This is a genomic window from Methylovulum miyakonense HT12 (assembly GCF_000384075.1).
GTDB lineage: Bacteria > Pseudomonadota > Gammaproteobacteria > Methylococcales > Methylomonadaceae > Methylovulum > Methylovulum miyakonense.
This window is the reverse complement of the sequence record NZ_KB913025.1, coordinates 1,305,072-1,326,212: the sequence shown is the minus strand read 5'-3', so window position 1 is coordinate 1,326,212 and position 21,141 is coordinate 1,305,072. Positions and strand designations below refer to the sequence as shown.

The window sequence follows — 21,141 nt, the reverse complement described above, 5'->3', positions numbered from 1 at the left end:
CCTTTTACTTAAAAAATTTATAATCCCCTTTTTCGCTTAACATTTCCCATAATTGATTGTTTTCATTTGCTATGCTCTCAACTAAATCCTTGATTTTAATGATGCACGGCCATCTCTCCCCGTGATAATCCAGCAACGGGCCTATTTTTATAAAATGAACCCCCGCCGATGACAAAAAACGGAACCAAGCAGGTTCCAAAGTCCCAAAAAGGTATTCAATATTATTTTCATAACAACTTCTTATTAAGCAGGTTATCAGCGCAAAACTCATATGGGGAAGCGCCCGCCGTTCTAGCAAAGAAAAATACCCCTGGCTTTCACAATAATCTTCGTTTATTGCCACCAAGGTATTGGGTTCATTCTTTCTTCTTTTGAACGCTTTTGATATGCAAAACCGGGAGGCTTCCGCCAAATTACTCCGGTTAATTTGCCGCATCAATTCGATATTGTCGATCTTACAATTCACCTCAATGGGGAACGGTTTTTCCGGGAAAACAAGATCAGGCAATATGAGCCGGGTTGTTGCAGCATAATCCCCGGATTTTCGATGGCGGATTAAATAATGGATGGCATGTTGGTCATATTCATCATATTCCATTTTGTCAGGATAGTCTTCGGGCTTATAACCAGCTATTTCAAGACAATAAACTTGATAACGTAACTTAAATACTTCTTGCTTAAGCTCATTGGATAGTGCGGGAACCATTTCAAAATACTGATTAAAAGCATCAATCATAGTTTACCTAATGGCTATCCACATCGGTAAAAACCCCAATCCAGGAGTCACACATCATCTTAGCGCCTTCAATGCAGGCAAGCGGGTCATCATCAAAATAACGTGAGCATACTTCGATAATTTCTTGGCCATGCACTAAATCCGCTTCCATGTGAATATCCACCCAACGCCTTTGTTTTTTGCTTAAATCTAGGCGTTCATAAAAAAGCTTGCCTTCAACCTGTAAATATTTGGCTATATTTTCGAATACATAAACCGCCCCTAAATAGGGATAAATGCTGTCCCCTAAACTTAACCAGTTGGCATGGAAATTTTTTACTGATTGCGGTATGTCTTCTGACACATCCCCGCCTAATTCCCGCAAATCTTCCCTAGCTAAAATATAATGCGCTTTTTCTTCCTTGAACATGTGCTTAAAATAATCTTTTAAGTATCCATCATGGGCTATATTGCCGGCGTGGCTGATCATCTCGCCGCTTCTCGCCGTGTAATGGTACATAATGTTTAAAAATTGCTTGTATTGGCCCAAATCGAAACCGTTAGCTTCTAAAAAAGGTTTGAACGTTTTAGCCGCTTTTTCAGCAAGTGTTTCAAGCTCCTGAATAGCATATACATCATGTGGCACTGTAATATTTTGCATAGATGACCCTATGTATTTGATGTTGAAATTTTATTTACTATTTATAGCAGGCGTTTTTAGGCAAGGCAGAGAATTTTATGAAGAGGCTATTTGGGGAATTTGCGCTGATGTGCCAAAACAAGGGCGGGCTCCAAGTTTTTAAAACCAATTTCCCCGCAGACGCGCCATAAACTGGATGGATAGTATGGAAATATTGCTTAATCTATTACAAACGCTTTGAGAGTAACGCACAATTTAACCGCTTGGCAAATTTTTTGAAAAAATAGCCCGCCGCACACTAACCAACCAACCCCCTATTCCCTAAAAAACTAAGGATAATCAATGTCTCTCCCTAAAGGCTACTTAGATGCCGATTCCCTCGATATATTCTCCAAGTTACTGAATTCCATTAAGCAGCGCAGCTATGACGCCATGCATATCCAACCCGGCCATAAGCTATTGGATCTGGGCTGTGGGCCGGGTACTGACACAATCCCGCTAGGCTTATTGGTTGGCAACCAGGGCCAAGTCATCGGCGCAGATTACGATTTGGCCATGTTGGCCGAAGCCAATGGACGGGCCGGTCAAGCGGAAGTCAGCGCATGGGTATCACATCAACAGGCGGACGCAGCATCACTGCCTTTTGACAACGGTTATTTCGACGCCTGCCGTAGCGACCGTCTCTTCCAACATTTACCAGACCCGGCGCAAACTTTGTCGGAAATGGCCAGGGTGACCAAATCCGGCGGCTGGATTGTTGCCATAGACACGGATTGGGGCAGCTTATCAATAGATGCTGATGAAATTGACATTGAGCGGCGCTATGCCCGATTTGTCGCCAGTTCCGCACTGCATAACGGTTATTCGGGCCGCACATTATTCCGCCACTTCAAACGCCAAGGCTTGACTGATATTTCTTTTCAAGCGTTTCCGATCACCGCCAACCGAAGCCTGTTGATCCGCCAAGCGACCCAGGCGGACAGGACTGAACAAGAAGCCATCACGGCCGGTACACTTTCCATTGAAGAAGTGCGGCGATGGCGCGGCTACCAAGAACAGGCGGACACTGAAGGGGTGTTTTTCGCCAGTGTCAATATAATGCTGGTCGCAGGCCGTAAACCTTAAGCACAAGCATTCCCTGCTCACCGATTTGCTGATCCTGTCAGGCAATCCCAACAGGGGGACGGGGCTACTTTTTGGCCCCCATACTTGACAGCATCAAAGAGTTATCTAAACTCACTAGCGGAACGTGCCCCTTACTTCTGTAACGCAGATAGATAAACTGCGATACCAAGCCACCCGAAGGAAGATACCAATGAAAAGCTTAACCTGTCACCAAGTTGCGGCAAAAACCTTAAGGCTAGGCACTTTGCTTGGTATTTTGCTCCCTGGCATAGCCCTGGCGGACCTTCCCGCAGACTGCTACGACCCTATGGCAACACCTGTTTATCCAAGCACGGCGGAGATCCCTTCGGTCACCCCGCAACCAACGGCAGTCCGGTTTTTGAATATGGCGACCTTCGGGGCGATGCCAAGGGATGTCAACCATCTCAGCAAAATGACATTACCGGAATGGATCAATGAGCAGTACAGGATGGATGCCTCTTGCCATCTTGCCACACTGAACCAAACTCAGAACAATAACCAACGCGAAAACCGTATGGAAATCTGGTTCCGTCATGCGGTGACCGCACCGGACCAATTACGCCAGCGCGTAGCTTTCGCCTTGTCAGAAATTTTTGTAGTCTCCGATGTCGGTTCAGGCATACCGACCAACGCGATGGCCGTTTACTACGACATTCTTGTCCGTAATGCCTTTGGCAATTTCCGCGATATTCTTGAGCGGGTGACCCTGTCACCGGCGATGGGACGCTATTTGTCCATGCTCCACAATCAAAAAGCCAACCGTAAGCTAGGTATCCGGGCCGACGAAAACTATGCACGGGAAGTGATGCAGCTATTTACCATCGGCCTGGTGCAACTAAGCCCTTCAGGCGTCCCGTTATTGCAGGGTGGAAACACAATCCCAACCTACTCGCAAACTGACGTTGAAAATTCAGCCAAGACCCTAACAGGCTGGTCATTCGGGAATTCCTGGTCATTTTTTGATGGTGATGATTGGCGTATCGGCATGAAACCGTTTGAAGGCTATCATGACCGAACCCTGAAAACGATCCTGGATAATATCGTTATCCCCGAAAAAGGTTTGGCGGCGGCTGATTTGAAAATCCTCTTGGACACCTTGTTTAACCATCCAAATGTAGGCCCCTTTATTGGCCGCCGCCTTATCCAACGGCTGGTGACCAGCAACCCCTCACCCGACTACATCCGGCGTGTCGCCCGCAAATTTGATGATAACGGCAAAGGGGTCCGGGGTGATATGAAAGCCGTGATTAAAGCGGTCTTGCTTGACCCTGAAGCATTGGAAGGAACCCAGGCCAACGTTAATTTTGGCAAATTGCGTGAACCGCTACTGGTGCTGACACATCTTTGGCGGGCTTTTGATGGTCATTCTGCGGATGGCACTATCCGTTACTATTACCCCGATTCATCTATTGGACAGGCTCCCTTATCGGCACCCAGTGTTTTTAATTTTTTCCGGCCTGATTTTGCCCCCAGCGGGACTATTAAAAACAGGGGATTTTTTGCCCCTGAATTCCAACTGGTCAATGATGCCAACAACACCCGTTTTTATAATGAGCTATTTGGCCTGATCAATTGGCGGTACAAGGGTAATCCCTATACAAACCCCTTCGACATACTGATCAACATCAATAACTTGAAAACCCGTGCAAGATCCCCTACAGACTTGGTCGCTTATCTAAACCTGATACTGACTGGCAATAAGCTGCCTGCTGATGTGAAAACTGTATTGATTAATTATGTCCGTTCCATTGCTTATATTTCGTATCCTGAAAAAGGCGTGAACCGTGCCCTAGAAGCGCTCTACTTAGTTATGAGCTCCCCACATTACCTCATCCAACGCTAATATTAGGAAGCCACCATGACTGCATCTAAACATTGGTCCCGCCGCGATTTTCTGCAATGTGCGGCGGCTACGGCAGCAGGCGCATGTAACCGTAAGTCCGCGTTAGGTTTTTTAGCCGGCATGCAAGCCGCAGCCACTGAAGCCGCAACCCCTGATTATCGGGCGTTAGTCTGTATTTTTCTTGCTGGTGGCAATGACGGCTTTAATGTGCTGGTCCCAACCGATACCGGCCCCTATCAAACCTACAAAGCCTCACGCGGTAACTTGGCTTTTGCCAGCGATAATTTGCTCAGTTTAAACCCTACCCCGTCCGGTCAAAACTATGCGGTTTCTAGCCGTGCACCGGGCTTGCAAAACCTATACAACAATGGCCGTCTGGCCTTTTTGACCAATGTCGGCACCTTGGTGCAACCTACAAGCAAAACTGATTACCAGGCGAATGTCCATTTGCCACCGCAACTTTTTTCACACAACGACCAATCCGACCAAGGCATGTCCTGTGAACTTGATGCGCTAGAAAAAATTGGCTGGGGTGGGCGCATGGCGGACCTTCTCACTAACCTTAACGGTACGAGCCGCTTACCCTTAGGCGTGTCCATCGCGGGTAACAACTTGTTTCAAGTGGGGAACAGCACAGTGCCTTACTATATGAGCCCGGGTGGTGTCAACAATTTTTATGTCACTTCCGGCGGTCTCCAAGACCCCCGGACCAAAGCTTTCAATAAAATGCTGGGCTTAACACTGACAAACGGGCGTTTACTGGAAAGGGAATTCGCCAAATCAGTCAAAAGCTCTATAGATTTAAGCCAGACCTTGATCACGGCTTTGGCAAACAGCTCAAGCGGCACTGGCATTTGGCCAGGCAGTTCCATAGCGCAGCAATTGCAAATGGTGGCCAGGGTCATCAGCGTCCGGCAAACCTTTGGCATAAAACGCCAGGTTTTTTATGTTGTCCAAGGCGGTTACGATACCCATGATGACCAAATCCAACGCCACGGCAATTTGATTTCCGAGTTGTCACAAGCGATGGCGGCTTTCCATGGGGCGATGGATGAGTTGGGCGTTGGCAATGATGTGACCAGCTTCACCTTGTCTGATTTCGGGCGCACCCTGACGTCAAACGGTGACGGGACTGACCATGCGTGGGGTAATGTGCAATGGGTCGCAGGCGGTTCGGTGGTGGGGGGGGATGTCTACGGCACCTTCCCCGATCAAACCTTGGATGGCCCTGACGATTCCGGTTATGGCCGCTTGATCCCCACCACCTCGATCGAACAATATGGGGCTACCTTAGCCCGCTGGTTTGGGGCTAGCGAGACACAACTGGAAACCATTTTCCCCCACCTTAGCCGCTTTGATACAGCCAACCTTGGCTTTATGGCTTAGGCGTGATTTTAATATTTTCCCAATAAAAGCGCTTTGGGCACGGCAAGCCGCGCCCCAAAAACGGGACAACCAAAATCTAACAAACTAAGGCGCCACCGTCCCGTTAATAAAATACTGGCCCAGGCTATCATATTTGGAATATGGGGTTACCGTATTACCAGTTCCCCGGATAGCTAAAAAGTATTGCCCGGCGGGGACGGCCTTAGCAATAACGGCTTTGGTTTCATTAATAGGGTCGCTTTTTTGGATCAGCTTACCATCCCACCTATGCAAAGTTGCCAAAACATCCAGATTAGCCCCACGATGGCCGCTATTGTAAAAAGCCCCCCAGGCCGGGGTTACCGTAATGTTAATGGTCCCGGCATTGGCATAAAAGGAAAAATAGTCCGCATCATTCAATCTGCCGATGACCCCTTTGTTGGATTTATCGGCATTATACGGGTCGGTTTCAGGGTTCGTCGCGGCAATTAAGCCATTTGCACCAATGACCAGCGGCGTGGCGGTGTCCAAGGTATTGCCATGGTCATCAGGGCGGTACCCCAAGTTAGTTTTTATAATCGAAATATCATCCTGTGTATTGTTGGCATCCAGATACTCCCCCTTGCTCCATTGGGTGACATTTTTTGAATAGCTGTTGCCCATAATGGGTGCCCAAGACACAAAACCAGTACCCTGCCCATCATAGTAACTATCGGACGGGGTGCCATCATGGGCCAACCCAAGGTTATGGCCCATTTCATGGGATGACGCTTCGGCAACGACAGGGGCGGACCCGCCACTTAAGTTGTTGTAATAAACCAAGGCGGGTGAAGCATAAGTATAAATTGGCGTCCCCCAATACCCGACGTACGCGACACCACCGGCACTGGAATAAGGCATGTCCACACCGTTTTTATCGACATTCCGGGTAATTAAAATGCGCCCGACAGTCGGCCCAAAAATTTTGGGTTCTTTAGTGGTCACATCAACATTAAACGGCATATAGTCTTCGGCGATACGATGCCATATCTCCGCAATACTGTTAAGTTCGCTGGCACTAAACGTTTCCGGCGAGCCATCCGTATCATAAGCTTGTGCCTGAAAAGTTGTTGCCGCCCCTTCATTCCAGGCGGTATTGCTCACATCCATGCCATTGAAGTCCAGGTAAATGATTCTCTTGGCGCCGGGACGGCTATGTAATGAAAACGCATCCCTAGCGCTGATCAAAGGCACTTGCATGTCTCCCTTGGCGATTGCTGTAGAAGGTTCCGCAGGCAACAGAAACCTGTCCACAAACAACACACGGCCATTATTGTCGGCATCCAAATAAGCAAGGTCTTTATCGGTAAATGAGAACTTCCGTAAGGCATCAATGGATTTTTTACGTTTTCTTGCTGGCAGCCGCTCAAGCTTGCTGCGTAAACGGCTCGCCGGCAAATCATGCAATTGCAAAGACCCGGACATTCCCAAACCGAAATGCCGGACATTCTGGGCCGACACGGTGATGGGTATTAATGCCATGGCAAGCAGCATGGCCTTAGCGTTTTCGATTCTGATCATAATAAGCTCAGGTAAGTGGGGCCATACTGGATAAGTAGGCGCTTTATGCGGGGATTTTTGTGTTCGATTATAACCAAATTTTTAACTGACGTTACGCAGTAACGTCTTTTTATTCCCGTTTGCCGCGCCGAGCACCGCAGATTTTGTCGGGATCAGCCCGCAGGGGCGCGGCAAGGAAGCCGCGCATCGGCAGAGGGGCAGGAAGCCCCTTTTCTGCCGATCCCCGACAAAATCGAGGAGCACAAGGCAAAAGCGGCAACCGGGACGCCTTTTCTTTGGATACTTTCTTTTCAACTGCAAGGATGCAGGAGGTAGGGCAACGCAGGAGCAGTTGCCGAGGCGGCGCAAAAGAAAGTATCCCGCTTGTCGGTGCGGAAACCGACTTTAAATAAACTGTCGCGATAGCGACTCTATACCTCATTTTTCAACAAGACAAAAATGACTGCGTAACATCAGTTTTTAACTACCCGTTTTACAAATAGCATAACCGGATTGGTATGGTTAACGGCGGATAGAAAAACCAGCATAAACTAAGCCGGCCCGCCATAAAGGCTGGCTGTGATATATGCACTTTCATTATTGGCTATCGCGTCAGTATAATGCCAGCAAATAACCCCCATCAGGTTATGCTATCCCTGGTTTCCAGTACACCGACTTCTACAACAACTAAGGAAAATATTATGATCCCTGTCATTTTGTCAGGCGGTTCGGGTACGCGGCTTTGGCCCTTATCCCGTGGACAATATCCTAAGCAATTCCTACCCCTGGTATCCAAGCAAACGATGGTGCAGGAAACCCTGCTCAGACTGGCCGGACTGCCTGGGTTAAAAGCACCGATTGCGGTTTGCAATGAAAACCACCGCTTCATGATGGCGGAGCAACTTTGGGAAATCGGCATAAAACCCGCCGCGATCATTCTGGAACCCGTCGGTAAAAATACCGCCCCCGCTGTCGCAATGGCGGCTTTGTCTGCAAGTTCCCCAGATGATGTCCTCTTGATATTGCCCGCCGACCATGTGATCAGCAATATCCCCCTCTTCCACCAAGCCGTCATCCAGGCGCAACAGCTGGCACAACAAGGCTTTATGGTCACCTTTGGCATTGTCGCCAGCGAACCGGAAACAGGTTACGGTTATATCAAACGGGCAAAAGCCCAGCAAGGCGCCGCCTTTGAAGTTGAATCCTTTGTTGAAAAACCCGATTTGGAAACCGCCACCGCTTATGTGCAAAGCGGCGATTATTTCTGGAATAGCGGCATGTTTGCCTTTACTGCGGGCAGCTTCCTCAGTGAACTGGAAAAGTATAATCCGGCCATGCTGGAGATATGCTGGAAAGCCCTGAATGCGGCCAAAACCGACCTCGACTTCACCCGGATAGACAAAGGTATTTTTAGCACCTGCCCATCCGATTCCATCGACTACGCCATCATGGAAAAAACCGACAAAGCGGTGGTGATCCCGCTGGATGCAGGCTGGAATGATGTCGGCTCGTGGTCGGCCTTATGGGATGTGACCGACAAAGACGGGTTTGGCAACGCCATCAGCGGCGATGTGCTGACCGTTGACAGCCGCAATTCTTTTATCTATGCCGAAAACAAACTGGTGGCCGCTATTGGCGTGGACAACCTGGTGATCATCGAAACCGATGATGCGGTCATGGTCGCCCCGAAAGACCGCGTCCAAGAAGTTAAAGATATTGTTGCGCAATTGAAAACCATGCAACGCAGCGAAGCCGATGTCCATCGCAAAGTCTACCGTCCCTGGGGGCATTACCAATCAGTTGACGAAGGCGCCCGCCATCAGACCAAACGCATGGTAGTCAAACCGGGGGGCAAACTGTCAGTGCAAAAACACCACCATCGCGCCGAACATTGGGTGGTGGTCAGGGGCACGGCTTTGGTCACACGCGGTGATGAAAAGCTTTTGCTCACTGAAAACGAGTCCACCTTCATCCCTTTGGGCATCGTCCATTGCTTGGAAAACCCCGGTGTCATCCCGCTAGAAATTGTTGAAGTGCAATCTGGAAGCTATCTAGGCGAAGATGATATTGTCCGTTTTGATGACGTTTACGGACGCATTTAACCCCTTACCCCCCGTAATATCTTAAGGAAAAAATAAATGAGTAAAATAATTACCAAAGCCGTTTTCCCTGTCGCCGGTTTAGGAACGCGCTTTCTGCCTGCAACTAAAGCCAGCCCTAAAGAAATGCTGCCGATAGTCGATAAACCGCTAATCCAATACGCGGTGGAAGAAGCCGTCGCGGCAGGCATCGACACCATGATTTTTATCACGGGCCGTAGCAAAAACGCCATCACCGACCATTTTGATAAGGCCTACGAATTAGAAAAGGAACTGGAAGCCAAAGGCAAAACCGAATTGCTGGCTTTGCTCCGCAACACCGTACCACCCCATGTTTCGTGCATTTTCATCCGCCAGGCCGAAGCGCTGGGCCTAGGCCATGCCGTTTATTGCGCACGCCCTGTCGTCGGTGACGAGCCTTTCGCAATCATATTGGCGGACGATCTGATTGAAGACGCAGACCGCGGCTGTATGGCGCAAATGGTTAAAGTCTACCAAGAAACCCATTGTTCGGTTCTGGGTGTTGAACGCATTAATCCCGCCGACACGGGCAGCTACGGGATAGTCAAAACGGGTGATTTTATCGGCGCCCATGGCATTGTTGAAACCATTGTCGAAAAACCAAAGCCCGAAGATGCCCCATCAAACTTGGCGGTCGTAGGCCGCTACATCTTAACCCCCGCCATTTTCGATAAAATCAAGACCACTGGCCGTGGTGCCGGTGGCGAAATCCAATTGACCGATGCGATTGCTGCGCTCATGAACGATGAACAAGTGTTGGCTTATGAATTTGAAGGCCATCGTTACGATTGCGGGTCTAAACTGGGCTTTTTGATCGCCACCGTCGAACACGGTTTACTGCATAAGGACTTGAAAGATGACTTTTTGGCTTATCTGAAAAATTTAGTCAAAACCCACAAAATTTAGGTTTAAAAACCAGTCTTTTTGACCTAGTCATGGCAAATGGGTGGCAACACGGTTCCGTGTTGCCACCCTTTAGAAACGGGGATAGCTTTATCATTGCGTACGCTTACCCGCATTGGCTTCAAAAAATCCAGCCCGGAAGGATGGTCACTAAGCTCTTGCAAATGGGCCAAATACCATCACCCTGCTGAATTCCTTGCATTTTTTGATTTTAACAAGATGCCGTCTATACTTAAAGCCACCCAATCCATTTAAGAAATTGCCATGAAAACAACAAACGATACGACACCGCATTATTTTGACATGATCTTCGAGGAACTAAAAAACGAAGATTCGGTTATGGGAAAAGCTTTTGGGAACCATGTGCATTGGGGTTATTGGCATGAACCGCAAACGGCCGATATTTCATTGACCGGTTTTTTAGCCGCCGCCAACGAACTTTCAGAACAACACTTCGCCCTCGCCGCCATCACTGACAACCTAAAAATACTCGACACGGGTTGTGGCTTTGGTGGTTCATTAGATTTACTCAACCAACAATACCAAAACCTTGAGTTGTACGGTGTCAATATAGATCCCCGCCAGATAGAACGGGCCCGGCAAAATGTAATCCCTAGGATAGGCTCGGGCAATACTGTCGATTTCAAAGTTGGCGACGCTTGCAAGCTTGACTATCCTGATGCCAGTTTTGATGTGGTGATCGCCATGGAATGTATTTTTAACTTCCCGTCGCGGCTTGATTATTTCAAAGAAGCCTACCGTGTCCTTAAACCCGGCGGACGGTTAGTTTTTTCAGATTTTATTGCCTACCGCCCTACGTTTATACTTTTCGCCCTGATGTGCCTGCCCTACATTAGCCTGCTGAAAAAACATTTTGGCGAGATTGCCGAACCAATAAGCGAGTCTGGCTATAAGCAATTGGCTGCTACCGAGGGCTTTTCATTATTAGAAATCCGCAACATTACCGCCGGGACATTGCCAACTTATAAATTTTTAGAAAAAATTACCGAGCCGAATAGCCAAGATGCCAAAGAGATGATTAAACTTTACCGTTTCCAGCATTTGGTCGCCCGCTTAGGCTTGCATCGTTACCAAATATTCGCCATGCAAAAATAACTGGCCATTCGAACCCGTATTTGCACCCTCACCAAACCGTCAATTCTGTCCACTACAAACAATAAACCCCGCCAAATTTGCTAACGCTTCTTGGTAAAAAAACGCCACAGCAAAGGGCTTCATCGGGTAATGGACAGAAATATCCCCCCCATCAAAATTACCCCTCTTAATGGCAGTGGACCAGCAAATCTTATGCAGGCGTTGTGGCCCTAACCAACCTCTGCACAATCAAACTGCCAACCATATCCCCTTGCACATTGACCATCGTACGGAAAGTGTCCAGCAAGCGGTCTATCGGCAACAAAATGGCGATGGCTTCGGCAGGCAAGCCCACCGATTGCAGCACCATGACCATGGTCACCATACCTGCGCTAGGGATGCCGGGCGCACCGATGGCAGCGATCATCGCAGTAAAAAACACGATCAGTTGCTGGACAAAATTGAGCTCCACCCCCGCCAGATTGGCGACGAACAATGCGGCGGCGGCTTCGTACAAGGCCGTCCCGTCCATGTTGACCGTCGCGCCTAACGGGACGACAAACCCGGCAATTTCCGGCTTGACATGCAAATGCTGTTCGGCACAACGTAACGTGACGGGCAAGGTGGCGGAGCTGGAACTGGTGGCGAAAGCGGTGACCAAAGCCTCACGCGCCCCCCGGAAAAAAGCCATCGGCTTGATACGGGTGACCGCGTACAGCATCAGCGGCAGCACCACTAACGAGTGCACCAGTGTCGTCCCTATCACCACCGCGACAAACTTGGCAAGGCCCGCCAACAATCCCATATCTTGCGTGGCGACCAATCGCGTCAGCAACGCCATAATGCCGAACGGGGCCAAATGCATAATCCAGCCGACCATGCGTAAAGTAATTTCCAAACCTTCCTGCAATAAAACCAGGATATTGCGGTAACGGTCACCGCCCTTGACCAGCGCGATACCCAGGAATAACGCAAAAACCACTATCGCCAAGACATTGCCGTCCGCCAGCGCGGCGAAGGGATTGACAAACAGCCCGTGGAAAAATTTGGCGATAAAATCCGTCAAGGTCATTTGCTTGGCATCAAAATTGTGCATGGCGCTATGGAACACATCCAGGCTTAAGCCTCTGCCAGGCTCAAACAGGTTGCACGCGGTAAGGCCTAAGATAATCGCCGCCGTCGTCGACAACCCAAAAAAACCTAAGGTAGAAAGCCAAACCTGGTGCATTTGCTGGTGCAGGCGCAAATTGGCAATCCCCACGGCAATGGACGTAAACACCAGGGGCACCAGAACCATTTTCAACAAATCAATAAACAAATTGCCAATCAGGCCGCTGACATAAAGCCCTGATTGCGCCAGTGCGGCATCAGGGCCGAGTTCGGCAAATAGCAAGCCAACCAGTATGCCGGCGGACACGCCGAGCAACATCTGTGTATTTAAAGACACCCGCATAACACCCCGCTTACGTTTAACCGCAAAAGTTTTGGCTGATGGTTGCATTTTGCAAAACCTTCACGGCGATTTTAACCGATTGGCGATAGGGCACCGTAAAAAGTTACCTGTTTACCAAACCAGCTTGGCTGCTGATTGCCAATAATCCGATCAGGCAACTAAATTGCCATCGTGTTTGAGGAAAGGGCTTAAATGCTTGCCCTAGCGTTTTTGTACTTTTGGGGATACTGGCGGGATTTGGGGATAAAGGCAATTTATCAGCCTATGCTGGTAAATAATCCAATCTTTTCAGGTAACTGCATCACAGCAATGAAGGTGTGACAAGCGTAAGCTATGAACTGTCCGAAGCATCCAGACAAACCTTTAAAATTTTAATAGATGCATCTTAACACCACACACCTTACACATTAACTAGAGAGAACGACCATGAAAACATTACGCAACACATTAAAAGCCCTGTTAGCCACCAGCGCAATCGCCACCGCCACCTGCGCATCAGCTTTGCCAGCAGGTTGGCTGGATTCCTTGCCCGCTTGGACCGCAACGGCATCCTCCTGCTCCGTCGATGAATCATCCGCCGGAAAATACGAATTCTGGCTATCGCAATTCCGCTACCTTGGCAGCAACGTCAGCGGTGCCGGTAGCAGCCCTTTCTTCCTGCCACAACCCATCACCGTGCGTTGCAATGTCACGCCTATCTATGATTACGTGCCGGCCAACCCCAACGTATTTGGCTCAACCGCTTCTTGGATAAGCCCAAGCTGGAATTCCCTGATTGTCGGCTACAAGGACACTGACGGCATCAGCACCAAAGCCCAAGTGAGCGCAGCCTTGAGGAAAGTCAGCCGGGCAACACTGGGCGAATCGACTGTCGCGACCTTCAACAGCAACCTGTCAGCCAGTGTCGTGGCGCATGAAGAAGTGAAACAATTCAACCATACCTTTGATTTCCAAAATTACGACTATTACGTTGAAATCAACCTGATCCGTGCCGACACCACCGTAACAACCCCGGTAGCTTACAGCGTCCGTTTGACGAATGGTTATGTCCCCGTCATACCTAAATAAGCTAGCGATACAACATTAACGCCGAAAAAAAACCGCCTTCGGGCGGTTTTTTTTCGGGGCAGCAAAGCGTGGTCACACAGCCTATAAGGTAGATGACCGATTTACTTAGCTTTTGCCAGCTGTTTTTCCAGTTTGGCGGCTAGCGCCGGATTTTCGTGCCGTAAATGTGTCAAGAAATGCCGCCTTAACATCGAATCTTTTGGCACCTGTAACTTGGCGACATTGGCTTCCGGGAAAAACGAAAAGAAACAAGCTGTAACAGCCAGTGTCAACAAGCACAACGCAATGATTTCAATCATATATATCTCAATTTTAGTAAAATAACGCCACAATTTTTAAGGCAATAAAAAACCCGCTAAGCCTTAAAGCTTGCGGGTTCTTGAATCTTATTAAAGCCCTTAAGCAACGCTTGGTACCGAGGAAAGGACTTGAACCTTCACGGGCTTGCGCCCACCAGCACCTGAAGCTGGCGTGTCTACCAATTTCACCACCTCGGCAGAGGATGCAGTAAAGCTAAGTGAGGGCGAACTATACTGATACCGTTGGTTTTTGTCAATGTGCTTGCTTGTAAATACGCCCTGCTAAGGTTTATGCCCGTTCAAATCTTTCTTATAAAGTTGGCTGCCGCCATCCATTTCACCTGTTTGCACGTACAACATAGGTTTGCCGTCACGCAGTTTTTTTGCCGCCAGCACTTGGCAAAAGGCGATTTTATGGTCGCCAGCATCGGCGTAATGGCTGACGCGGCAATCGAAATAGGCCAAGCCAGCGGATAAGACCGGTGCGCCAGTCCGGTCTTGTTGCCAGACAAAGCCTGCCATTTTGTCAGCCAAATCATTGCGCCCAAAATGTTCGGCGATAGCCATCTGTTGCTGGCTTAAGACATTGACGCTGCACACGCCGCCACTTTGCAGCAATTGGTAAGAATAGTTGTGCGGATTGATGCTGATCGCCAACAGTGGGGGGTTGAAAGAGACTTGCATCACCCAAGCGGCGGTAAAGGCATGGCGCTGTTCGCCGTCGCTGACGCCAATGACGTAGACGCCTGTGTTGATATGCTTTAACAGCTCGGGTAGGGTTTCATTCATAGGCTTGTGCCAATTGGATGCGCATCGACAAATCAACCGCTTGCAGGTTTTTGGTCAACGCGCCGATGGAAATGTAATCCACGCCAGTTTCGGCAATGGCCCGGATGTTCGCCAGGCTGATGTTACCGGAAGCTTCCAGCCCGACTGCACCGGCCGTTAGGGCGACGGCGCTGCGCAAGTCGTCCAACGTGAAATTATCGAGCATGATGCGCTCCGGTTTCGCCGCCAGCGCTTCAGTCAATTCCGCTAGCGATTCCACTTCGACTTCAACGGGAATGCCCGGATGCTGACGCGCGGCCTTTACGGCGTTGGCGATGGATCCGGCGGCGATGATATGGTTTTCTTTGATTAGCACGCCATCATGCAAACCGATCCGATGGTTATGGCAACCGCCACAGGCCACGGCGTATTTTTGCGCCTTTCTCAGCCCTGGTAAGGTCTTACGGGTATCCAGCACCTTGCAGCCTGTGCCCGCCACCGCATCGGCGTAGCGCCTGGAAACCGTGGCGGTGGCGGACAACGTTTGCAGCAGGTTCAAGGCGGTGCGCTCGCCTGTCAATAAAGCCCTGGCGTTGCCATCCAAAGAACATAACCGCGTACCGGCGATAGCCGTATCGCCTTCGGTAACCTGCCAAACGATGTTGACAGCAGGGTCAAGCGCGGCAAACACGGCGTTGAACCATTCCTGGCCACACACCACCATAGTTTCGCGGGTGATGACCTGGGCTTGGGCGCGGAGATTTTCTGGGATGATGGCGGCGGTGAGGTCGCCGGAACCGACATCTTCGTTAAGAAAATGTTGAATATCAGCTGTGCTTACGGAATTGGGCATGGTAGTTAATTTAAGGTGTCCAAAAAAATCAAATCAATCGGTCATAAACCCGTAGAATAACATGGTTAAAAAGTCATTACTAAGCAGAGTTCATGGGTTCGAAATTATCAGTCAATAACCACCGTGCCGACATTATCGGCCTAACTTACATCTATCCGGTGCTGTCCAGACGGGCGGGCGGCTTGTCCATCGGCATCAACTTCAATACCAACAATACCTGCAACTGGCGTTGCGTCTATTGCCAAGTCCCCAACCTGAGCATCGGCGCCGCCCCTGACATTGATTTTGAGTTGCTGGCGAAAGAACTAAGGCTCTTTCTTGACGACGTGCTGCACGGCGATTTTTATGACCGTTTTGAAGTGGACGCAGACAAACGGGTTATCAAAGATATTGCCATCGCCGGCAATGGTGAGCCGACCACCCTCAAAGAATTTGCACGGGCGGTCGGTTTGATCGGGCAAATCGCCACGGAAGCGGGGGTTTTCCCTAGCAGCGATTACGTGTTGATTTCCAATGGCAGCCTAATCCATTTGCCTAGAGTGCAGGAAGGCCTGCGGGTGCTAAATGAATATCATGGGCAAATTTGGTTTAAATTTGATAGCGCCACCGAGGAAGGCCGCAGGCTGGTCAATAACTCCACCCAGAGCTGCCAAGCGGCGGTGGAGAACCTGCTGATCGCCAGCCAGTTATGCCCGACCAAATTACAGACCTGTTTGTTTGATTTTGCCGGACGCGGCTTACCTGATACGGAAAAACAGGCCTACCTGGAAGTGTTAAAGCAGGTTTGGGAACATAGCAATGTACGCAGGATTATGTTGTACACGATTGCCAGACCCTCGGCACAACCGGAAGCGGAACAGTTGGCAAAGCTGCCTGCAGATATTTTGGAAGCGTTTGCGGGGGAAATCCGGGAATTGGGCTTTGAGGTGACGGTAAGCGTTTGAAAGTTTATCCCTATTTTCACAGCTAACATCCCATTAAAGGGTGTTAGCTGTTTTCCACTTGACCAACGTTGTTGGGACTAGCCTTTACACCACATCCAAATTTTCATCTTCATAAAGCCGCGCTTTCTTCCACCCTAAGAATTTTTCATCGTGGAATTCCAAATCATTGTCTATCGCATACTCATAACAGCTTCTAAACAGACGGGCGGTGCGGAAGGCGTGCAACTCATCATCGGCTGTGACTTTCTCGACATTGCCCACTTGGAAGGTTTTATTCCGGGCTTTGCCATTGCAAACCCAGAAAACCGTGTAGCATAAATAGCTTTTGTCTTTGCGGTGGTCGAATTTGATGGTTCTGGAAACACCGGTCAAGCCTGTTGTTGTTTTATTTTTAGGCGGCTTTAAGAACCGGGTTTTACTGCCCTTCAGCACGACCAACATCTGGTCGCGCCACGTGATGGCGGCTTGGAGTGATTTGTTCCGGTTGCCCCACAGCTTATGCGAAAAATAACGGCTACTTTCTTTGCCTCGCCTGACAATGCGGACTTGATACCCGAAAACATCGGGCTCAGTGATGTGTTTGTTTTTGTCCATGGAAATACCCTTCCCCAATAATTATAGTTTATTAGCGGCAAGGTTATGCCGCCTTTTTCTTATGCTTTTAAAAAATTGTTAACCAATCTGTAACGTTACTGTAACAAATTATCGCTAAAGGCTCCCCAAATGCAAGCAAAAATTTTCCGCACTAGACAATTCCTGAGCGATCTAGTGTAGAATAAGCCCCGACCCACTGCGACAGTGGCTGATGAACATAAATATAACTTTATTTTTCAATCCCTTGGAGACAATCAATGAGCGTATTAGTTGGTAAGCAAGCCCCTGATTTTACTGTTCCTGCCGTTTTAGGTGACGGTCAAATAGTCGATTCATTCAGCTTTTCTGAAAGCACTAGCGGCAAATATGCCGTGTTATTTTTCTACCCATTAGATTTCACGTTCGTTTGCCCAAGCGAGCTGATCGCATTTGACCACCGCATTGACGAATTCAAAAGCCGTGGCGTAGAAGTGGTCGGTGTTTCTATCGACTCACACTTCACCCACAACGCCTGGCGCAACACCCCAATCAACCAAGGCGGCATCGGCCCAGTCCGTTACACATTAGCGGCTGACCTGAAACACGAAATTTGCCAAGCTTATGACGTTGAAGCGGGTGCAGGCGTGGCTTACCGTGGTTCTTTCCTGATTGACAAAAGTGGCATGGTACGTCATCAAGTCGTCAACGACCTGCCATTAGGCCGTAACATTGATGAAATGTTGCGTATGATCGACGCATTGCAATTCCACGAAGAACATGGCGAAGTTTGCCCAGCGGGTTGGAACAAAGGCGATGCAGGCATGAACGCCAGCCCTGCTGGTGTTGCTGAATATTTGGACAAAAACGCTGACAAACTGTAAGCGTTTTTAGCTAAATCTAGCTGAAACGAAAAAGGCGCGTTGCTTTTGGCAACGCGCCTTTTTTATTGGCTTGAAAATAAGACGTTTTGCTACTGGCTAATGAGCTTCAACCCAGGCGGCAAAGCTTCGCCAAAAATTTGCTTTTCGTCCTTCTCATCCAGTTCTTTCACTTCCTCAACCAACGATACCCAAGACACAGGAGCTTTGCTGAGTTTAAGTTTTTCGATGATTTGCATCCGCAACGCATCATCAATATCTCGGCTACGGTCACCGCTCATCCGCGCAATCAAAGTCGCCGCAAAACCGATATGGGGGGATTTTTTCCAATCTTCTTGCAACATGCTTTGTAACCAATTAGCAACGGTTTCGGCGGGGATGACATTGTGGCTGCTACCATGAAAAGGAATCCGTGCCCCGATACGCCCGACCGCCCACCACGTTTGATCGGGTTCGCTGACTTTTTCCAGACGTTGCAATAGCCATTCGCCCAATTGGATTTTTTGCGCCACCGGCAATCGTTCGAGTACTGCGGCTAAGCGGACAATCTCTTCATAACCACGGGTTTTCAATTGCTTGGCAACGCCTGGCTGGCGAGCCGAAGCGGGATTGAGGTATTTGCTGATGTCGTTGAACAATTGCTCTTGCGCGGCGGCATTTAGGCCCCCGGCAATCCGCCGCCACAGCGTCCACCATTCGGTCCAATTTTGGATTTCATTCACAAACTGGATACCGTTCGGATAGTGTTTCCATAATTGCTCAACCCGCCAATCATCCAGCGGATAACCAAATCCGGGCCGCAAACAAAAACCGATCAAGCTCAACCATATCCGTTCGTGGTTATCAGAACGGCGGTGATATTTACTGCCTTCCAGCAACATCGTAAACAAACTTCTGAGCAAAGGGGTCGCCCATTCTGGACGCGGGCTACCGACGATTTTTTCCAAATCGGCCCGCAGGTTTTTTACCGATTTTGGATCAACTTGCTTGGATTTTGTGCCGTAAATGGTCTGGATTTTATCTTCCAAACGCTGCATTTTTTCCGCTGGTAAAGCCACATCCGCTGGCGTGGAAGCACGGCTTTTTTTGCGGATTTGGAATTCCACGTCCCAACGTTGCTGCGGGTTATCCACGGCGACACATTGGATTTTCAACGTGCCAACCTCGGTTTGCGTGACCGCCAATTGCACCACCACTTCGCTGGCCGCCGAACCACCATCGCTTTGCAAGGCCACGGCAAGCGGCGGCAGGGAATGGAAATCATCGCTGATGGCAGTGACATCGCCCGGCTTGAACCCGTTGTCGCCTGTAGTCGAAGCCAAATGGAAACGCACCGGAAGCCCCAAGCGCAAGGCAAACTGGCGGTCTTTTAAAATGACCTCGTCGCCTTCTTCACTGCCTTTCGGCAAGATGCACACGCCTTGTTGCTGGTCATCGGTATCGACCAACAAGAAATAGCTCCGCGCCGCGCCACCGCCGATCTTGAGTTTTTTCTCGCGTCGGGCCACGGCATAACTGACCGCGCCAAACGCCACCGCCAATTCAGGATGCTGGTTTTCCAGCAATACAGGAGCTTGTTCGCGCCACGAAGCCAGCAAAGCCAATAAACGTTGGGTAATCGGTTGGCTACGGAACACGCCACCGTTTAACAGCAATGCGTCCGGCACACACGCCTCGCCACCCAAGGCTTCTTGGGCGGCAAGTTTGTGTTGCTTTAAAAACGCTGCAATGTGTTTGCTGACGGCAGGTTCGGCGGCATAAGGCAAACCAAATTCCACCACGCCGCTGCGTTTGCGTTCGGGCAAATCTGCCAAACCGGAGAGCGGGAAAAAGCCATCCAAGGCGATCGTCCTGACTTCCTCGCGGGCCAAAATTGCCGAACGCGAACTACCAATCAACTTGGAACCGCCACCGAGTAAGGTCACATTGACTTGCTCCGGCGCATCTTCCGCCAGCAAGCGTTCTTTGGCGATCCGGCATTGTTCGATCAATTGCGAAAAGTCCGCCGCAGACAGGCGTTTGTCCGCCGCACCCAAACGGCTTTCCGCCAGATGCGCCAAAGCCAAGTCGATATTGTCGCCGCCTAACATCAAATGGTCGCCCACGCCGATACGGGTCAATTTAGGTTCATGGTCGCCTTGCTCGACTTTAATCAAGGTCAAATCGGTCGTGCCGCCGCCGACATCGCAGACCAGCAATAAATGCACATCTGCCAACGCTTGTTGGAGCTTGCCCGTATGGCGGCGTAACCAGTCGTAACACACGGCTTGCGGCTCTTCCAGCAAGCGCACTTGATGTAACCCTGCGATTTTCGCCGCTTCCAAAGTCAAGGAACGCGCCGCTTCATCAAATGACGCAGGCACGGTAATGACAATATCTTGCTGCTCCAAGGGCGCATCAGGGAATTGATGCCGCCACACGGTGCGGATATGCTGCAAATAACTGGCGCTGGCATCAATCGGCGAGACTTTGTTGATCTCCTCACCGCTGCCCCAGGGCAAAATTTCCGCGCTATGGTCAACGGAAGGATGCGACAACCAGCTTTTCGCGCTGGTGACAAAGCGGCCCTTGGTTTTCGCCCCTAACACCCGTGCCGCTTCGCCAATCACGGCGGCTTCGCCAGCGGGAGAAAAACTCACATCAGCGGCGGACAGTTCGCCCTCAGCGGGATGGTAGCGCACTGATGGCAACAACGGCCTTGCCGCCACCTGTCCTGGGGCAACCAATTGTTCGATAGGGAAAATTTGGATGTCGGCGGTTTTATGGTCGCCGTGGATTGGTGCATAAGCAACAACGGTATGGGTGGTCCCTAAGTCGATACCGACTAAAAATTTTGAAGCTGGATTTTGCACGGTTTGTAATTATTCTAATAGTGAAAGATGCTTTTAGGTTTATTACACAGCTACCGCAATTTTGCAAATTGGGATCGACGACAAAGC

Annotated in this window: 18 protein-coding genes and 1 tRNA gene; 9 read left to right on the top strand and 10 right to left on the bottom strand. The window is 49.6% G+C overall.

All coding sequences use genetic code 11. From position 1 onward, the window contains the following. Window positions 1-4: 4 nt before the first annotated feature. Both METMI_RS0106900 and METMI_RS0106895 read right to left on the bottom strand, forming a co-directional pair. Complete coding sequence (locus METMI_RS0106900; RefSeq protein ID WP_019865543.1) at window positions 5-736, bottom strand: PEP-CTERM/exosortase system-associated acyltransferase; 732 nt, start codon at window positions 734-736, stop codon at window positions 5-7. A 7-nt stretch (window positions 737-743) separates the two neighbouring features. Then, entirely contained in the window at window positions 744-1,376 is a 633-nt protein-coding gene (locus METMI_RS0106895) for an iron-containing redox enzyme family protein (RefSeq protein ID WP_019865542.1), read from the bottom strand. Between the two features lie 321 nt (window positions 1,377-1,697). Between METMI_RS0106895 and METMI_RS25345 the strand changes: the two genes are divergently transcribed. The 3 genes from METMI_RS25345 to METMI_RS0106880 all read left to right on the top strand — a co-directional run bounded on the left by METMI_RS25345 (window position 1,698) and on the right by METMI_RS0106880 (window position 5,730). Next, window positions 1,698-2,480, top strand: a complete 783-nt coding sequence (locus METMI_RS25345) for a methyltransferase domain-containing protein (protein WP_019865540.1) — start codon at window positions 1,698-1,700, stop codon at window positions 2,478-2,480. 190 nt (window positions 2,481-2,670) lie between these two features. Next, entirely contained in the window at window positions 2,671-4,344 is a 1,674-nt protein-coding gene (locus METMI_RS0106885; RefSeq protein ID WP_019865539.1) for a DUF1800 domain-containing protein, read from the top strand. 15 nt (window positions 4,345-4,359) lie between these two features. Beyond that, a complete protein-coding gene (locus tag METMI_RS0106880) occupies window positions 4,360-5,730 on the top strand; it encodes a DUF1501 domain-containing protein (protein WP_019865538.1) in 1,371 nt (456 codons plus the stop codon). 84 nt (window positions 5,731-5,814) lie between these two features. Here METMI_RS0106880 and METMI_RS23315 read toward each other — a convergent pair whose 3' ends face one another. Continuing rightward, the gene (locus METMI_RS23315) at window positions 5,815-7,269 is read right to left on the bottom strand and encodes a zinc-dependent metalloprotease family protein (protein ID WP_019865537.1); all 1,455 of its coding nucleotides are present in this window, start codon (window positions 7,267-7,269) and stop codon (window positions 5,815-5,817) included. A 680-nt stretch (window positions 7,270-7,949) separates the two neighbouring features. On the opposite strand from METMI_RS23315, the gene METMI_RS0106870 reads away from it, so the two are divergent. From METMI_RS0106870 to METMI_RS0106855, 3 genes are all read left to right on the top strand, one after another. Next, the gene (locus METMI_RS0106870) at window positions 7,950-9,350 is read left to right on the top strand and encodes a mannose-1-phosphate guanylyltransferase/mannose-6-phosphate isomerase (RefSeq protein WP_019865536.1); all 1,401 of its coding nucleotides are present in this window, start codon (window positions 7,950-7,952) and stop codon (window positions 9,348-9,350) included. A 36-nt stretch (window positions 9,351-9,386) separates the two neighbouring features. Further along, entirely contained in the window at window positions 9,387-10,274 is an 888-nt protein-coding gene (gene galU / locus METMI_RS0106865; protein ID WP_019865535.1) for a UTP--glucose-1-phosphate uridylyltransferase GalU, read from the top strand. A 261-nt stretch (window positions 10,275-10,535) separates the two neighbouring features. Continuing rightward, a complete protein-coding gene (locus METMI_RS0106855; RefSeq protein ID WP_019865533.1) occupies window positions 10,536-11,387 on the top strand; it encodes a class I SAM-dependent methyltransferase in 852 nt (283 codons plus the stop codon). Between the two features lie 190 nt (window positions 11,388-11,577). Here METMI_RS0106855 and METMI_RS0106850 read toward each other — a convergent pair whose 3' ends face one another. After that, the gene (locus METMI_RS0106850) at window positions 11,578-12,819 is read right to left on the bottom strand and encodes a dicarboxylate/amino acid:cation symporter (RefSeq protein WP_029151526.1); all 1,242 of its coding nucleotides are present in this window, start codon (window positions 12,817-12,819) and stop codon (window positions 11,578-11,580) included. 426 nt (window positions 12,820-13,245) lie between these two features. On the opposite strand from METMI_RS0106850, the gene METMI_RS0106840 reads away from it, so the two are divergent. Continuing rightward, window positions 13,246-13,887: a hypothetical protein gene (locus tag METMI_RS0106840; protein ID WP_019865529.1), complete on the top strand. Its 642-nt coding sequence runs from the start codon at window positions 13,246-13,248 to the stop codon at window positions 13,885-13,887. Between the two features lie 101 nt (window positions 13,888-13,988). Here METMI_RS0106840 and METMI_RS0106835 read toward each other — a convergent pair whose 3' ends face one another. The 4 genes from METMI_RS0106835 to nadC form a co-directional block, all read right to left on the bottom strand. Continuing rightward, on the bottom strand, window positions 13,989-14,186 hold the full coding sequence (locus METMI_RS0106835) for a hypothetical protein (RefSeq protein WP_019865528.1): 198 nt from the start codon (window positions 14,184-14,186) through the stop codon (window positions 13,989-13,991). A gap of 111 nt (window positions 14,187-14,297) precedes the next feature. After that, a tRNA-Leu gene (locus tag METMI_RS0106830) sits at window positions 14,298-14,384 on the bottom strand. A gap of 84 nt (window positions 14,385-14,468) precedes the next feature. Continuing rightward, window positions 14,469-14,975 carry a flavin reductase family protein gene (locus METMI_RS0106825; RefSeq protein ID WP_019865527.1) on the bottom strand — a complete coding sequence of 169 codons (507 nt, stop codon included), beginning with the start codon at window positions 14,973-14,975 and terminating at the stop codon, window positions 14,469-14,471. After that, window positions 14,968-15,807, bottom strand: a complete 840-nt coding sequence (nadC, locus tag METMI_RS0106820) for a carboxylating nicotinate-nucleotide diphosphorylase (protein WP_019865526.1) — start codon at window positions 15,805-15,807, stop codon at window positions 14,968-14,970. Before nadC ends, METMI_RS0106825 begins: the two co-directional genes overlap by 8 nt. A 92-nt stretch (window positions 15,808-15,899) precedes the next feature. Between nadC and METMI_RS0106815 the strand changes: the two genes are divergently transcribed. Further along, window positions 15,900-16,751 carry a radical SAM protein gene (locus METMI_RS0106815; protein ID WP_019865525.1) on the top strand — a complete coding sequence of 284 codons (852 nt, stop codon included), beginning with the start codon at window positions 15,900-15,902 and terminating at the stop codon, window positions 16,749-16,751. 84 nt (window positions 16,752-16,835) lie between these two features. On the opposite strand, the gene METMI_RS0106810 is transcribed toward METMI_RS0106815, so the two are convergent. Then, on the bottom strand, window positions 16,836-17,345 hold the full coding sequence (locus METMI_RS0106810) for a hypothetical protein (protein WP_019865524.1): 510 nt from the start codon (window positions 17,343-17,345) through the stop codon (window positions 16,836-16,838). A 257-nt stretch (window positions 17,346-17,602) separates the two neighbouring features. Between METMI_RS0106810 and METMI_RS0106805 the strand changes: the two genes are divergently transcribed. Then, the gene (locus METMI_RS0106805) at window positions 17,603-18,205 is read left to right on the top strand and encodes a peroxiredoxin (protein ID WP_019865523.1); all 603 of its coding nucleotides are present in this window, start codon (window positions 17,603-17,605) and stop codon (window positions 18,203-18,205) included. An 89-nt stretch (window positions 18,206-18,294) separates the two neighbouring features. Here METMI_RS0106805 and METMI_RS0106800 read toward each other — a convergent pair whose 3' ends face one another. Further along, window positions 18,295-21,054, bottom strand: coding sequence for an Hsp70 family protein (locus METMI_RS0106800; RefSeq protein ID WP_019865522.1), 2,760 nt, complete (start codon window positions 21,052-21,054; stop codon window positions 18,295-18,297). Between the last annotated feature and the right edge of the window lie 87 nt (window positions 21,055-21,141).

Bases quoted from the DNA above. Each gene is read 5' to 3' on its own strand.
- METMI_RS23315 (WP_019865537.1), bottom strand. From the start codon at position 7,269: ATGATCAGAATCGAAAACGCTAAGGCCATGCTGCTTGCCATGGCATTA.
- METMI_RS0106900 (WP_019865543.1), bottom strand. From the start codon at position 736: ATGATTGATGCTTTTAATCAGTATTTTGAAATGGTTCCCGCACTATCC.
- METMI_RS0106885 (WP_019865539.1), top strand. From the start codon at position 2,671: ATGAAAAGCTTAACCTGTCACCAAGTTGCGGCAAAAACCTTAAGGCTA.
- METMI_RS0106870 (WP_019865536.1), top strand. From the start codon at position 7,950: ATGATCCCTGTCATTTTGTCAGGCGGTTCGGGTACGCGGCTTTGGCCC.
- METMI_RS0106850 (WP_029151526.1), bottom strand. From the start codon at position 12,819: ATGCGGGTGTCTTTAAATACACAGATGTTGCTCGGCGTGTCCGCCGGC.
- nadC (WP_019865526.1), bottom strand. From the start codon at position 15,807: ATGCCCAATTCCGTAAGCACAGCTGATATTCAACATTTTCTTAACGAA.
- METMI_RS0106840 (WP_019865529.1), top strand. From the start codon at position 13,246: ATGAAAACATTACGCAACACATTAAAAGCCCTGTTAGCCACCAGCGCA.
- METMI_RS0106825 (WP_019865527.1), bottom strand. From the start codon at position 14,975: ATGAATGAAACCCTACCCGAGCTGTTAAAGCATATCAACACAGGCGTC.
- galU (WP_019865535.1), top strand. From the start codon at position 9,387: ATGAGTAAAATAATTACCAAAGCCGTTTTCCCTGTCGCCGGTTTAGGA.
- METMI_RS0106815 (WP_019865525.1), top strand. From the start codon at position 15,900: ATGGGTTCGAAATTATCAGTCAATAACCACCGTGCCGACATTATCGGC.
- METMI_RS0106855 (WP_019865533.1), top strand. From the start codon at position 10,536: ATGAAAACAACAAACGATACGACACCGCATTATTTTGACATGATCTTC.
- METMI_RS0106835 (WP_019865528.1), bottom strand. From the start codon at position 14,186: ATGATTGAAATCATTGCGTTGTGCTTGTTGACACTGGCTGTTACAGCT.
- METMI_RS0106895 (WP_019865542.1), bottom strand. From the start codon at position 1,376: ATGCAAAATATTACAGTGCCACATGATGTATATGCTATTCAGGAGCTT.
- METMI_RS0106810 (WP_019865524.1), bottom strand. From the start codon at position 17,345: ATGGACAAAAACAAACACATCACTGAGCCCGATGTTTTCGGGTATCAA.
- METMI_RS0106805 (WP_019865523.1), top strand. From the start codon at position 17,603: ATGAGCGTATTAGTTGGTAAGCAAGCCCCTGATTTTACTGTTCCTGCC.
- METMI_RS25345 (WP_019865540.1), top strand. From the start codon at position 1,698: ATGTCTCTCCCTAAAGGCTACTTAGATGCCGATTCCCTCGATATATTC.
- METMI_RS0106880 (WP_019865538.1), top strand. From the start codon at position 4,360: ATGACTGCATCTAAACATTGGTCCCGCCGCGATTTTCTGCAATGTGCG.